This is a genomic window from Duganella sp. HH101 (genome assembly GCF_001758795.1).
Lineage (GTDB): Bacteria > Pseudomonadota > Gammaproteobacteria > Burkholderiales > Burkholderiaceae_D > Rugamonas > Rugamonas rivuli.
This window is the reverse complement of sequence record NZ_LRON01000001.1, coordinates 68,859-83,927: the sequence shown is the minus strand read 5'-3', so window position 1 is coordinate 83,927 and position 15,069 is coordinate 68,859. Positions and strand designations below refer to the sequence as shown.

Below are 15,069 nucleotides of genomic sequence, written 5' to 3'. Positions count from 1 at the left end.
TCATAGCTGCATGAGAACTCCATTCCACTACCGCCCCTGGGGGTGGTCATGATGCCCCTGCTCGCGCCGCTGTTCCAGGGCGACTGGGCAGCCTATGGCGAGGCGCTTGCCTGCGCGCCGTGCTGGCCGGCCGACGCCCTGCCCGTCACCAGGCTGATCGGGGGCGACGATGGCGGACTGCTGCCGGACGTACTCCGCCGCCACGCCGCGTATCTGGGCGTGCGCGGCGGCGACTTGAGGGCCGCCGCATCATCCTGGAGCCTGGACTACCTGGGCGTCCTGTTGCCACCGGCAGCGGCGGCCGCGAGCCTGTTGCAGCACCGCTTGCCGCTAAGCGCGGACGAGATGGCGATCGGCCTGGACCGCCATTGCACGCCCGTGCGATTTCACATCCTGCACCAAGGCGGCGCGCTGCCGGGCAGTCCGACCGCGACACGCTACGGACCGATGCTCAACCACCATTTGGCCCCGCTCTTCGATGCCATCCACCGGCACACGCGCCTGCCTCACAAAACCCTGTGGGCCAACGCGGCGCGCCATCTGGACGCCATCTTCGCCCAGGCGCTGGCCCTGAGCGGAAACGCGGCGCCGGTCGCCATGGACCGGGAGATGCTGCTGCGCCGGCCGTTCGACGCCGATGGCCGCGCCAACCCTCTGCATGGCCGGCAACGCCGGATAGCGCCCGCAGGTCTGGCCACAGGGGCCGTGGCCGTGCTGCACCGCGAATGCTGCCTGATGTACCGTTTGCCGGAGCAATCCTGGTGCGGCGCCTGCCCGTTGGCGCCGCACCATGCACCGGCGGCTTAGCTAGCGCGCCGGCAGTACGATGCGGGTGAGTTCCGGATCGCGCGCGATCTCCTCCTCTCGGAACGGGAAGCGCAGCCATTCCTTGCGGGCATAGCGTTCCACCGGCGCCGCGCCACGGCCGCCGGCCACCGCCGCCTCGTCCAGGCCGTGGGCCAGCATCGTATGTGCCTGCACGCCGGACGCGCCGAATCGCACCACCTGCATATAGCTGTTGGCATGCGAGTCCGGTCCCATCAGGCTGCCTTCGTCCTCGTTGCAGGCGACGGCAAAATACCCGGCCGAGGCGCAGCCGCCAAAGACCGGCAGGCGCCGGCCGCCGCTGTTCACGTAACGCTGCGTGCCGAGCGCCGCGTCCAGCGGCCAGCCCCTGGCTGCGAATTCCGCCACGCTGGCGGCCAGTGCCCGCGCCGCGACGCTCTTGCCGGCCCGCAGATGGAGCGGCGTGTCCAATGGCGCGTCCGCCGAAAACGGCGTGCCGTAGCGCTGCGCCTCCGGGATGCTGTCCAGCCGCGCCCACAACGCCTCCCACAACAGCACGCCACGGTCGTCGCCGTCGGCTTTGTTACCCCAGCGGCGCAGCGTGGCGCATGCCTTGGCGATATCGACCTTGCGTGCCGGCCGGACGATTTTTTGCAAGCCGGCCGCTTTCTGCGCCGCCGCGTCCAGTCTCACCTGCGGTAGCGCACAAGCCTGGTCCAACACTTCATCCTTGAACAGCTCGGCCGAATACGAGCGGGGCGTCAGCACGTCATGCATCAGCCGCTGGCTCAATGCATCCGCCGGCAGCTTCGCCTGCAACAGATCGAGCGCCATGTGATGACCAAGGCGTCCGCGCAGCATCAGCGCCTCGCTTTCGCCGCCGAGCAGTTTCGGGTAGCCCGTCAGCGGCTGGCGCGCATTGCTGAGCCAATAGCTGTCGTTCATGTTCGCCACATAGTCCTCGCGCAGCAGCCACGGCAATGACGAGGCTGCGATGGCGCCGGGCTGCGCGGCCGCCGGATCCACTTGCCAGTCGCAGGCGCGACGGCTGCCATCGAGCACCGGAGTCCAGTCGTCGACCTGCGCAAAGCCGGCCGCCAGCGGCGTGGCGCAGGACTTGCGCAGCGCGTCCGGCGCGTTCGGCACCGCCCCGACATCGCCGTACCAGACCCGCCCGTCGCCCCGGCCGATCGCCACCGTATTTACCCAAGGCAGCGCCGCCTCGCGACGCTGGATGGCGATGAATTCGTCCAGCGAGCGGGCCTGGCTCCACTGGAAGTAGTTAGGAAAGATACGGAAGTTATCGGCGTTCACATCACGCACGGCGAACGCATGCGCCGCGCCCCAGCCGAAGGCCGGATTGTGGGCGCCGAGATCCAGCACCGGACCGTAGCGGGTGCGGTAGAAGGTGCGCGTCAGCCGCTGCGCCTTGCCGGCGCTGTCGCGCACATCGACGCTCACTTCGCGCGAGGTCATCGCCTCGCTGCCCTCGTCTAGCTGGTAGCGGGTTGGGTCCGCCGGGTCCAGCTTCAGGTCGAATAACCCGAACCGGCGCGCGGCCGAGACGGTGTGACTCCAGGCGACATGCTCATTAAAGCCTATCATCACCAGCGGAATGCCCAGGAAGGTGGCGCCGGCCACATCGAGCTGCCCAGGTATGGTCAGGTGCATCTGGTAAAAACGGTCAGGGCCGCCCCAGAACCAGTGCGGGTTGCCAAACAGGACAGCCTCGCCGCCGGTCGCCTCGCGGCCGAAGGCGAACATGTTGCTGCCCAGGCCGGGCTGGTCGCCTATGCTCTGCGCCAGCCGATGGCGCAGAGCGCCGTCATTCACCGCCGCGGCGGCGGCAACCGCCGTGGATGGCTTGGCGATGGCGATTTCAGTCACGAACCTGGCGTAGCCGGCCGCGATCTGCGCCGCGTACAGACGCCGGTAGACATCGTTGGCGTCGATGTCGCGCACCCATGCTTGTTTCAGGCAAGCCCGGTCGGCCGCGTCCAGGCGGCCCTGGCGGGCGTCGGCCAGATAGCGGTTGTAGCCGTCGGCATAGCCCTCCACCAGTTCCCGGAAGGCGGGCGGATTGTGCTCACGGTACTGCGCCAGCACTGCGTCGTCGGCCTGGGCGCGGAAGAAAAAGTCCAGGTCGATATTTTTCGGCCGGCCGAAGGTGGCGTTGCGGGCCGGTCGGCCATCGGTGCCGAAGAACCAGGCGCGCCTCCCCTCGTACGTCACAAAAGCCTCGGCCAGCGTGCACAGCGCGTCCTGCGCCTGCACATAGCCGGCGCCGACGCCGAGCGCGCGCCAGTTGTCCGCGCGCACGTGCGGAATGCCGTCGGTGGTGCGGCGGATCTCGACGCCGGTGGCCGCCGCCGGCGCCGTCTCGGCATGCGCCGCCGTCGCCAGCGCCAGCAGGACCAGCGCGCGGCCGGCAGCAGCCATCATACCTCACCGCCCGGGACCAGCGGCAGGCCGGCCATCTTGGCCAGCCCCTGGGACAGGGCCGGGAACAGACTGAGGTTGAAGTTGTTCCAGCGCAGTTCGAGAATATTGTCCTGCGGCGAAATCACCGTGCCCAGCACGTCGTGGATCACCTCGCCCGAATCGATGCCGTTGTCGACGTAGTGGAACGAGGCGCCGGTACGGTCCACAACAGGCACATCGACCGTCTCCATAGTCTGCCAGTTCACCACTTTGCGCCCCTGCGCACCGTGCAGCGCATCCAGCGTGGCCCAGGCGCCGCGCCGCTCGTATGGCGATTCGATCCGGGTAATGCCGGGATGGATGTTGACGATTTTGCGGTGATAGGCCGCGCCGGGACGCACCAGCTCATCCAGGATGACCAGCAGGCCATCCAGCACCACCAGTTCCGCACCCAGCGTCTGCAGGCGGTCCAGCAGCCGCGCTTCAAAGGCGCGCTTGCCGGCCGGACGCTCGGCCGCATCCAGCGGCAGGCGGCGGTAGGTCGATGGAATCGCGCACAGCAGGTCGTTGACGCGGCGCCCGCCCACTTCCAGTTCCGGCGGATAGAACCACTGCGCGCCCGGCTGATAGGCAAAGCCGTAGCCGCCGACTTTTTCGCGGTCGCGCTCCGACTCCCGGTCGTCGTCGTAAATGACCGCCTCCAGCGAATAGGCCTCGCCTAGCGCGGTCTCGTTCAACGTCTCGACTAGGTATTCAAGCACCGATTTCATATAGCGCTGCCCGCCTTTGTAATCGATGTACTGCCCGGCGCGGTCGGCCGCCGCATTTCTTAAGGACCAGATATATACCAGCTTTGTCTTTGCCATTTGTACGCCATCACCATGAAAGAAAAAAATGAACGGCGGCCCCTGTTGGCGGGACCGATTCCTCCTTGCATGACGCGGCGGCGGGACAAATGTTTAACGGCCATCGCTCGCCTAAACAAAAGGCCACTCACATCGTCTAGTCCTGTATAGACCGGCCAAACACGCGGCTGGCGATCATACGCGCCCCGGCGGCGCCCCATCCAACCACTTAGGAGTGCGGCATGCTCATTCATGACCTCATCGGTATCGGCTTCGGCCCGTCCAACATCGCCCTGGCCATCGCCCTGGACGAACAGCGGCAGGCCGGCGCCAGCGTCAACGCGCTATTCATCGAACGCCAGGAAAGCTTCCACTGGCATCCCAACATGCTGCTCGACAACACGCACATGCAGATTTCCTTCCTCAAGGATCTGGCCACGATGCGCAACCCGCGCAGCCCCTTCACCTTCGTCAACTATCTGCACCAGAAAGGCCGGCTGCACGATTTCATCAACCTCAAGACGTTCTACCCCAGCCGTCACGAGTTCAGCAACTATTTCGCCTGGGCGGCGGCCCAGTTCGACGACCTCTGCGTCTATGGCGAAGAAGTGTTCGAGGTGCTGCCTGAAGTGCGCGATGGCGAAGTCAAGCTGCTGCGCGTGCGCTCGCATGGCGCCGGCGGCGAGATGCATGAGCGCCTGACCCGCAACCTGGTCGTCAGCGTGGGCGGCACCGTCAACGTCCCTGAATGCTTCCGCCCCTTCAAGGACGATCCGCGCATCTTCCATTCCCACCACTACCTGCACCGCTTGGCCGCCAATGCCGAGGCAAACAAGATCGCCATCATTGGCGCCGGCCAGAGCGCGGCCGAAATCTTCATGGACCTGCACGGCAGGCCAAATGCCCCGCAGATCGACCTCGTCATGCGCGCCCGCACCATCAAGCCGGCCGACGACAGTCCTTTTGTCAACGAAGTCTTCAACCCCGACTTTGTCGACCATATGTTCAGCCGCAGCGCGGCCGAGCGCAGCGATATGCTGCGTGAGTTCCGCCATACCAATTACGCCAGCCCCGACCTGGACCTGATCCGCCAACTCTTCAAGATCTTCTACGAACAGAAGGTGGCCGAGCAGGCCCGCCACCAGTTCCTGCGCCGCCATGAGGTCAAGACGGTGCGCGCGGATGCCAATGGCGTGCATCTGACGCTGTACGATCAAAACGGCAAGCAGACCATCACCAATCGCTACGACGCGGTGGTGCTGGCGACCGGCTATCAACGCGCCCACCACAAGACGCTGCTGGAGCCGCTGGCGCCCTGGCTGGGCGAACTGGAGACCGACCGCGACTATCGCATCGTCACGGCGCCGCAATTCCGCCCTTCCATCTTCCTGCAAGGCGCCAGCGAGGCGTCGCATGGCTTGAGCGACACGCTGCTGTCGGTGACCGCCGTGCGCACCGGCGAAATCGGCACCGCCCTGCTGGCGGCGCAGCCGGCGGCACGGCGCGTGGCGGCCGGCGCGCTCTGACGATATGGGCCGGCAGGGCCGACTAAACAATTCGCAGGCGAAAACGTCTGTGTAGATTGGTAGTTGATTTCCGCCATTCCGGCCTTTCCCACCCACTATTCATGTCAGGCTCCACCAATATGTACCGACCAGCAATGCCCAGCACCCAACTCACCCCGATCGCCCGCGCCGTTCGCGCCGGCCTGTTCGGCCTCGCCTTCAGCGGCGCCGCCTGCGCGGCCGGCAGCCCTCAGCCCAAAGCTGACACCGCCTTGCCGCAGGTGGTCGTCACCGCGGCGGCGGAAACCGCCACCGGTCCGGTTCAGGGTTATGTAGCGAACCGCAGCGCAACCGGGACCAAGACCGACACGCCAGTCCTGGAAACACCGCAATCGATCACCGTGATCGGCGCCGAGCAGATCGAAACGCTCAAGGCCCAGAGCCTCACCGACGCGATCGCCTACTCGGTCGGCGCCGCGCGCGCCCCCTACATTGAACGGGTCGGCGACGAAGTGATGTTGCGCGGCTTTATGATCCCGACCTCGTTCCGCGACGGCACCCGCTACCAGAGCAACCGCTTCGACGGCCAGCAAGAGCCTTACGGCCTGGAGCGTATCGAAGTGCTCAAGGGCGCCTCTTCCATCCTCTATGGCGCGGCGGAACCGGGCGGCGTGGTCAACACCGTCAGCAAGCGGCCAACCGTGGAGCCGCTGCACGAGATCAACGTCGAACTCGGCTCCTTCAAGCGCAGGCAGTTTGCCGGCGACTTCGCCGGCGCGCTGTCCGAGGACGGCGCCTGGTCCTACCGCCTGACCGGTCTGCAGCGCAACAGCGACACCTCGATCGACTTCATTCCCGACAACCGCAGCTACATCGCGCCCGCCCTGAAATGGCAGCCGAGCGCCGCCACCAGCATCACCTTGCTCAGTGAATACCAGCGCGACCGCACCGCCTACGGCGGCGACGGCCTGCCACCGGTGGGCACGGTCGTTCGCAATATCAATGGCGCCATCCCGCGCAACCGCTACACCGGCGAGCCCGGCTTCGATCACTACAACATCGACCGCTTCTCGATCGGCTATCTGGTCGAACATGCGTTCAGCGACAAGCTCAAACTCCATCACAGCCTGCGTCGTTACAATATGAAGCAGGATTGGGCCGCCATTTCCGTGCCCTTCGACCTGACCGACGACCAGCGTTCGGTTTCCGAGCGTTATGGCGAGCAACGCACCGAGCACAGCTCGGGCGTGACCTCGGACACCACGCTCCAATATGATTGGAACGCGGCCGGCATCGCCCACAAGAGCCTGATCGGCGTCGACTACTCGGTGCAGAAATGGGACACCGCCCGCTACGACCGCAGCGTCGGGCCGCTGGACTTGTTTGCCCCGGTGTATGGCAGCCTGATCGGTCCACCGCAGTTGTCCGTTGCCACCCGCACCGAGACCAGGCAGTTGGGACTGTACCTCCAGGACCAGATGAAAATCGCCGACAAGTGGGTATTGTTGCTGGGGGGACGTCACGACAAAGTGCGTCAGAAGCAGTGCGGCTACTTCGACCAGAGCCAGTGCGCGATCGACAATGAAAGCAGCTCGGCCTCCACCGGCCGGGTCGGCGCGGTCTACCTGGCCGACAACGGCCTGGCGCCGTTCGCCAGCGTCAGCCAATCCTTCGCTCCGCAAGCCGGCGTCGACCGTTCCGGCGGGCGCTTCAAACCGACCCGTGGCGAACAGTTCGAGGTGGGCGTGCGCTACCAGCCGCCAGGCACCGCGCTGATGCTGTCGGCCGCCACCTATCAGCTAACCCAGACCAATGTGCTGACCGACGATCCCGCCAACCCACGCTACCAGATGCAGCAGGGCGAAGTGCGCTCGCGTGGCGTCGAACTGGAAGCCAAGGGCCGCATCGGCCGCGATGCGCAACTCATCGGCACCTATGCCTACACCGACGTGCGCACCACCAAGTCCAGTCCGCTGTATCCGGAAGAAACGGGCAAGCGCGTCAGCGGCATTCCCTACAATCAGTTCTCGCTGTGGGGCGATTCCACGCTGGCCGCATTTGGCCTGCCAAATGTCAAACTGGGCGTGGGTGGACGTTATGTCGGCGAGACCACCAGCCAGTGGCATGACATGACCGGCGGTAACTATACGGTCTTCGACGCCATGGCCAGCTACACCACCGGCCCGTGGCGGCTGGCGCTCAATATCAGCAACGTGACGGACAAAACCTTCGTCACCGCCTGCCCTTACCGCTGCTTCTACGGTGAGCCACGCAAGGTGATCGCCTCGGCCAGCTATCGCTGGTAGAGCGATCCTCGGCTGATAAAAGCCGGATCCGCCTCGGGCGGATCCGGCTTTTTTTACGCCAGCAGTTCCGCGATATCCCGCAGTACCAGGCCATGCTCGACGATGCCGCCGTGGTCCGTATCCACCCGGCGATTCGACACGCCGCCGGTGCCCAGTTGCTGGTTCAGCTGTTCAATGGCGGTTTCGCGCTGATCGTTCGCCCACCAGCAATGCACGCCGGCGGTCAAGTCGGGCAAAGGCAGCACCGATGCCAGCGCGGCCTCGGTCAGGCAGCAATCGACCAGGAAGATACGAACCAGCTCCTCCGCCGATACCTCCCGGTAGGCCGGCGCCACCTTCTGCCGCTGCTCGCGCAGGAGCGCGCGGGTCCATTCGATCAGCGGCAGCTCATCCTGCATCGGATCGGCCATTTGATCCGATGGCGTCAGCGAGACGGCGCCGCTCAGCACATCTCCCAACAGGCGTCCGTACTGCGTGCGCCAATCCGCACCAGGCATTTGTCCCGCATGCGCGGTCGGCACGGTCGGATCGACCAGGCCGACGAAGGCGACGATCTGTCCCCGCGCCTCCAGCCGTGCGGCCATCAATGCGGCCAGTGCGCCGCCCAGCGACCATCCGAACAAATGGTAAGGCCCCGTGGGTTGGATCGCCGTCAGCATTTCGACGTAGTCGTCCGCCATCTGCCCGAGCGAGACATCGCGATGGCTGGCGTCATTCAGTGTCCGGCAGGCGACGCCATAGACCGGGCGCTGGCCGTTGAGTTGCCTGGCCAGCGGCAGATAGCCCATCACCGTTCCCAGTCCAGGATGGATGCAGAACAGAGGTGGCTGTCCGTCCACCGCCTTGTTCAGCAGCGTCACGGGGCTTGCCGGCTGCGAAAGGCTGGCGATGGTCGGTTGGCTCATCAGCGCCTGCAAAGTGAAACGCGGCGCCATCGGCGCACGGGCGCGGGACAGTGCCAGGACCCGCAGCGCGGACACGGAGTCGCCACCCAGTTCGAAGAAGTTATCGCCGCGCCCCACCCGTTCCACGCCCAGCACTTCGGCCCACACGGCGGCCAGCGACTGCTCCACCACGCCTTGCGGCGCCTCGTAGACGCGGGTATCCTCATGCCCAGGCTGCGGCAGCGCCTTGCGATCCACCTTGCCATTGACGTTCAGCGGCAGGCGTTCCAGCACTATAAGCGCCGACGGCACCATGTAGTCAGGCAGTGAGCGGCGGAGGCGCTCGCGCAACAGATCCGCATCCAGCGGGCCCCCGGCGGCCGTAGCCACATAAGCCACCAGACGCATGCCGACCGAACCGTTGAAGGCCACCACCACGGCCGCGCCAACCTCGGGCTGCGTCAGCAGCGCTGCCTCTACTTCACCCAGCTCGATGCGGAAACCGCGGATCTTGACCTGATGATCCAGTCGGCCCAGGTATTCCAGTTGCCCGTCCGCGTTCCAGCGTACCAGGTCGCCGGTACGGTACAAGCGCTCGCCGTCCATACCGAAGGGGTTCGCCACGAAGCGCTCCGCACTCAATCCGGCGCGGCCCAGATAACCGCGCGCCAGACCGGCGCCGCCGATGTAAAGCTCCCCGGGTACGCCCACCGGCGCCGCTTGCAGCGCGTGATCGAGCACCAGCAGCGAGGTGTCGGCGACGGCCTGGCCTATGCCCAAGCCGCTCGCGAACGGCGCGGCCGATGACCAGATGGTGGTCTCGGTCGGGCCATACATATTCCAGAGCTCCACGCCGATGCCGGCCAGCGCGCCTGCGAGATCCGGCTGCAACGCTTCTCCACCGCACAAGCCTTTGAAGTTGCGGCCGGACGCGCCTCGCCATCCGCCGGCGAGCAGCATGCGCCAGCTGGCCGGTGTGCATTGCAACACCGATGCGCCGCTTTGTGCGATCAATCGGGACAATGCCTCGCCGTCGCGCGCTACCTCACGCGAGGCGATCACCACGCGCGCGCCTTGCAGCAGCGGCAGATAAATTTCCAGCGCCGCGATATCGAAGGACAGCGAGGTCACGGCGACCAGTATGTCATCGGCCGTCATGCCTGGCTCGCCGGCCATGCTTCGCATAAAATTGCGCAAGGCGTCGTGGCGGACCATGACGCCTTTCGGCCGGCCGGTGGAACCCGAGGTGTAGATCACATAGGCCAGGCTGTCGCCGTGGACTGCCGCCTGGGGATCGTGGCCAGGCTGTCCACTCAGGTCGAGCGCATCCAGCTCCAGTACCTGCACGTCCGCCGCCGGCAAGCCTACCCTTACCGCGCGCTGGGTCAGCAGCAGTGCGATGCCGCTATCGTCGAGCATGTAGGCCAGACGCTCGGCGGGATACTCCGGATCCAGCGGCACATAGGCCGCGCCGGCCTTCAGGATCGCCAGCACGCCGATGACCATGTCGAACGAGCGTTCAAGCGCGACTCCTACTTTGGCATCGGGTCGCACACCCAGCGCGATCAGATGATGCGCCAGTTGGTTGGCGCGATGATTCATTTGAGCGTAGCTCAACGACTCGTCGCCGAACTGCAATGCAATCGCGTCGGGACGGGTTTGTACCTGGCGCTCGATCAGGCGATGTACCGGCGTCTGGTCCGGGTGACGCAGGGAGTTCGCGCCCCAAGCCTGCAGTTGCTCACGCTCTGCGGAATCCAGCAGCGCCAGTTCATCGATGACCTGTTCGCCCTGGGCGGCCAGCGCATCGACGATACCGGTGATGGCCGCCAGCGTATAGTCGCATAGACGCTTCGCTCCCACGGTGCGGCCGGCCTGCGCCGCCAACTGGAAGCCCTGGCCCAGATCGTCCACGGCCATGCTGACCGGGTAGTTGGTCCGCTCTTCGCCGCCGAACGATGTCATGCCCTCCCAGCCGGCATTGCCCGTCTCGGCCTGCTGGCCGACACCATAACGATAATTGAGCAGCGCCGAGAATAGCGGCGTGCCGCCCGGCAGGCCGCTGCAACGCTGCGCCAGCGACAGGCTGGCGTGTTCGTGCTCCAGCAGGCCGGTCAACGACGTGTGGGTCTCGCGCAGGCTTTGCAGCACGCCGCGACCACCCAGCTTGACGCGCATCGGCAGCGTGTTGATGAACATGCCCAGCGCCCGCTCGGCGCCCTCACCACCCTGCATGCGGCCAAACAGCACGGTGCCGAACACCACGTCGTCCTTGCCGGTCGCCTTGGACAGCACCAGCGCCCACGCCAGGTGGAACAGGCTGGCCGCGCCCAGGCCGTGACGGCGGGCCTGCTGGCGGATACGCTCCGACAGTTCCGGCGCCAGCGGCAGGCGTACCTCCTCGATGTCGCTGCCGTCGCCCCGCACGTCCAGCAGACCGAATGGCGCGGTCGGCTCGTCCACGTCCCCCAGCATCTGCTTGAAGAAGGCTTCGTGTCCGGCCGCACTCACGCCGAGGCGCGCTTGCGCCACGAAGCGGCGGAACGGCACCGGCTCGGGCAGTTCCACCGCGCGGTCCTGCTGGATCAATCCGATTTCCTCGACGATCAGTTCCAGCGTCGTATGGTCCAGCACCAGGTGATGGCTCGGCAGCTGCAACAGCCAGCGGCCTTGCTCGAGATCCTGGAGCGCCACCGCCCGCATCATCGGCGCCTGGCGCACGTCGATGCGGTGATGCTGCGGATCGACGTAGGCGTTCAGGCGCTCTGCCGCTCCGGCCTCCATCGCCGCCAGCCATTCGATCGCCAGTTCCGCCTCGCGCTGCACGACCTGCACCGGCTCCTGCAAGCCTTCCCACAACACGGCGGTGCGCAGGATATCGTGGCGCGCGATCACCTGGTTGAAGCTGGCGACGAAGCGTTCCAGCAGCTCTCGGCTGTCGAAAGCCAGCAGGTGCGGCGTGACATAGGCATCGCCCTCGCCTTGCAGCATGTGGTGGAACAGTATCCCTTCCTGCAACGGCGCCAGCGGATAGATGTCCTGGATGTTGGCCGCGCCGCCTGGCACCGCCGCTTCGACGCAGGCGATCTGCCCGGCATCGAGTTCGATCAGCGTCAGCATGCCCAGCTCGATGGCCGTGCAACCGGCCGGTATCAGATTGGCCGGCACCACCACGTCGCGGCGGTCCTCCTTGCGTTCGATCACCTGCGCGAAAGCCGCCAGCACCGGATGCTGGAACAGGGTCCGCACCTGCACCGCCATGCCGCGCGCGCGCATCCGTTCGAGCACGCTCAGCGCCATCAGCGAATGGCCGCCCAGTTCGAAGAAGTTATCCTGGCGGCCCACTTGCGGCACTTGCAGCACCTCGCCCCAGATCTCGGCCAGCGCCTGCTCCACCTCACCTTGGGGCGCTTCGTATTCCTGGCCGCCTTCGTAGCCCGGCTCCGGCAGCGCCTTGCGGTCCACCTTGCCGTTGGCGTTCAGCGGCAAGGTGTCCAGAGCGATGATCGCCGACGGTACCATGTGGTCCGGCAGCTTCTCCGCCAGACGCGCGCGCAACTCGCCTGCGTCCACCGTCAGCCCGGCTTGCGTCGACACGTAGGCGATCAGCCGCGCGCCGGCGGCGGCGCCGTGCGCCACCACCACCGCTTCGCGCACCTGCGGCTGCGCCAGCAACTGCGCCTCGACTTCGCCCAGTTCGATGCGGAAGCCGCGAATCTTGACCTGATGGTCGATCCGGCCCAGATATTCCAGTTCGCCCTTATCGTTCCAGCGTACCAGGTCGCCCGTGCGGTACAGGCGCTCGCCGTTGCGCCCCAGCGGGTCGGCCACGAAGCGCTCCGCGCTCAAGCCCGGACGATCCAGATAGCCGCGCGCCAGCCCGATGCCGCCCAAATACAACTCACCAGCCACGCCGGCCGGCGCCAGATTCAGGCTGTCGTCGAGAACGTGGGTCTGCGTGCCGCTGATCGGCTGGCCGATCGGCACCTGGCTGCTGCCATCGTTGCGGCAGGTGCTGTGGGTGACGTCGATGGCCGCTTCGGTCGGGCCATACAGGTTATAGAGTCCAGCGCCCGGCAGACGCTTGAACACGGCGTTGCGCGCCTCCGCCGGCAAGGCTTCGCCGCTGCAGACGATGCGCGTCACGCTGGCACAGGCTTCGATGCCCTCGTGCGCCAGGAAGGCTTGCAGCATCGACGGCACGAAGTGCAACGTGGTCACGCCGTGGCGGGCGATCAGCTCGACCAGGCGTTGCGGGTCGCGATGATCGCCGGGGTTGGCGATGGCCAGCCGGGCGCCGGTCATCAGTGGCCAGAAGAATTCCCAGACCGAGACGTCGAAGCTGAACGGCGTCTTTTGCAGCACCGTGTCGGCCGGCGTCAATCCATAGGCCTGCTGCATCCACGCCAGGCGGTTGCACAGCGAACGATGGCGGTTGGCCGCCCCCTTCGGGCGTCCGGTGGAACCCGAGGTGTAGATCACGTACGCCAGGTTCTCGCCATGCAGTGCCGGCTGCGGATTGTGCGCGGGTGAGTCGCTCAGGTCGAGCGTGTCCAGATCCAGCAAGCGCGCGCCGGCGGCGGCCGGTAAGCCATTCTTGACCGCGCTTTGCGTCAGCAGCAGGTCAATACCGCTGTCCTCCAGCATGTAGGCCAGGCGCTCGGTCGGATATTCCGGGTCCAGCGGCACGTAGGCGCCGCCGGCCTTCAGGATCGCCAGCAGGCCAATGACCATCCCGAAGGAACGTTCGATCGCGATGCCGACCTTGCCGTCGACGCGCACGCCCAACGCGATCAGATGGTGCGCCAGACGGTTGGCGCGCTGGTTCAGTTCCGAGTAATTCATCGACTCGTCGCCAAACAGCAGCGCAATCGCCTCGGGGCGGGCCTGCGCCTGCCGCTCGATCAGCTTGTGCACCGCTTCCTCGTGCGGGTGGTGCGCCGCGTTCACGCCCCAGGCATGGAGCTGGTCGCGTTCGGCCGAATCCAGCAACTCGACATCGCCGACGGCCAGTTCCGGCTGTTCGGCCAGCGCCCGCAGCACCGCCACGTAATGGCCGGCCATGCGCTCGATGGCGTCGGCATCGAACAGCTCATGGGCATAAGTGAAGCTCACGTGCAAACGGCCGTCGCTCTCTTCGAATGTATCCACCACTAGTTCGAACTGAGCGCCCTGGTCTCCCAGCACATACTCTTCGAGCACCAGGCCCGGCATGCTCTGCGTCCCTTTTGGTTCCTGGCGCTGATGGTTCATCAATACCTGGAACAATGGGTTGCCCCCCAATTGGCGCTCTGGCCGCAGCGCCTCGACCAACTGCTCGAAAGGCAGGTCTTGGTTAGCTTGAGCGCCAAGCGATGCGGCCCTGGCCTGCGCCAGCACCTGCGCCAGACTCAGTCTTCCGTCGATGACGTTGCGCAGCACCTGGGTATTGACGAAGAAGCCAACCACACCTTCAGTCTCGGTTCGCTGGCGATTGGCGATCGGCACGCCCACGCGGATGTCCTGCTGGCCGGAGTGGTGCGACAGCAGTACCTGCACACCAGCCAGCAACGCCATGAACAATGTTGCGCCCTGCGCCTGTGCGCGCCGATGCAATTCGCCTGCCAGCCCGGCTGGCAGCACGATGGCATGTTGCGCCGCGCGATAGGCAGCGTCGGCCCGGCGTGGACGGGTTGTCGGCAGCTGCAGCACCGGGTGCTCGTCGCCCAGTTGTGCCTTCCAATAGGCCAGCTGCCGTTCCTTCTCGCCCGCATCAAGCCACTCGCGCTGCCACACCGCGTAATCGGCATACTGTAACGGCAGCGCCGTCAGTTCGGCATCACGTCCTTCGGCCCGCGCTCGGTACAGCTGCACGAACTCGTTAACGATGACCTGCATCGACCATCCGTCGGAGACAATATGGTGCATCACCACCACCAGGACATACCGGCCGACCGCCTCGCGAATCAGGCCAACGCGAAGCAACGGACCCTGCTCCAGGTCGAACGGTGTCTGATGCAGACGCACCGCTTCCCCGCGCACGCGCGCAGCCAGTTCGCCGACCGGCACGCCACTGAGATCGATCCGTTCAACAGATGCCGTGCCAGTCTGCTTAATCAGCTGCACTACCTGGCCATCCAGACCGGAACGGAACACTGTCCGCAGCGATTCGTGCCGCGCTACCAGCGCATCAAATGAAGCCTGTAGCGCGTCCACATTCAAGTCACCATCCAGCTTCAGCGCACCGCTGATGTGATAGGCCGTACTTTCCGGATCCAGTTTCCACAGGAACCACTGACGCACCTGTGCGTAGGACGCGGCAAGCGGGCCGGCACGGCGGTCT

At 65.9% G+C, this 15,069-nt stretch carries 6 protein-coding genes (1 of these 6 cut by a window edge); 3 read left to right on the top strand and 3 right to left on the bottom strand.

Annotated elements, in window-relative coordinates; translation table 11 throughout:
• The first annotated feature begins 48 nt into the window (after positions 1–48).
• Positions 49–807 (top strand): siderophore-iron reductase FhuF, encoded by a 759-nt coding sequence (fhuF, locus tag DUGA2_RS00200; RefSeq protein ID WP_070266540.1) that lies wholly within the window; start codon positions 49–51, stop codon positions 805–807.
• On the opposite strand, the gene DUGA2_RS00195 is transcribed toward fhuF, so the two are convergent.
• Both DUGA2_RS00195 and DUGA2_RS00190 read right to left on the bottom strand, forming a co-directional pair.
• Entirely contained in the window at positions 808–3,228 is a 2,421-nt protein-coding gene (locus DUGA2_RS00195) for a penicillin acylase family protein (protein ID WP_070266538.1), read from the bottom strand.
• On the bottom strand, positions 3,225–4,073 hold the full coding sequence (locus tag DUGA2_RS00190) for a N(5)-hydroxyornithine transformylase PvdF (RefSeq protein ID WP_070266537.1): 849 nt from the start codon (positions 4,071–4,073) through the stop codon (positions 3,225–3,227). The genes DUGA2_RS00195 and DUGA2_RS00190 overlap by 4 nt, the downstream gene beginning before the upstream one ends.
• A gap of 221 nt (positions 4,074–4,294) precedes the next feature.
• On the opposite strand from DUGA2_RS00190, the gene DUGA2_RS00185 reads away from it, so the two are divergent.
• Positions 4,295–5,578, top strand: a complete 1,284-nt coding sequence (locus DUGA2_RS00185) for a lysine N(6)-hydroxylase/L-ornithine N(5)-oxygenase family protein (RefSeq protein ID WP_070266535.1) — start codon at positions 4,295–4,297, stop codon at positions 5,576–5,578.
• Positions 5,579–5,712: 134 nt separating this feature from the next.
• Positions 5,713–7,863 (top strand): TonB-dependent siderophore receptor, encoded by a 2,151-nt coding sequence (locus DUGA2_RS00180; RefSeq protein WP_229214552.1) that lies wholly within the window; start codon positions 5,713–5,715, stop codon positions 7,861–7,863.
• A 53-nt stretch (positions 7,864–7,916) separates the two neighbouring features.
• On the opposite strand, the gene DUGA2_RS00175 is transcribed toward DUGA2_RS00180, so the two are convergent.
• Positions 7,917–15,069: the final stretch of a non-ribosomal peptide synthetase gene (locus tag DUGA2_RS00175; protein ID WP_070266533.1), read on the bottom strand. It continues 12,995 nt past the right edge of the window; the window shows 7,153 of its 20,148 coding nt (coding positions 12,996–20,148); its start codon lies beyond the right edge, outside the window — the gene reads right to left on this strand; the stop codon is at positions 7,917–7,919.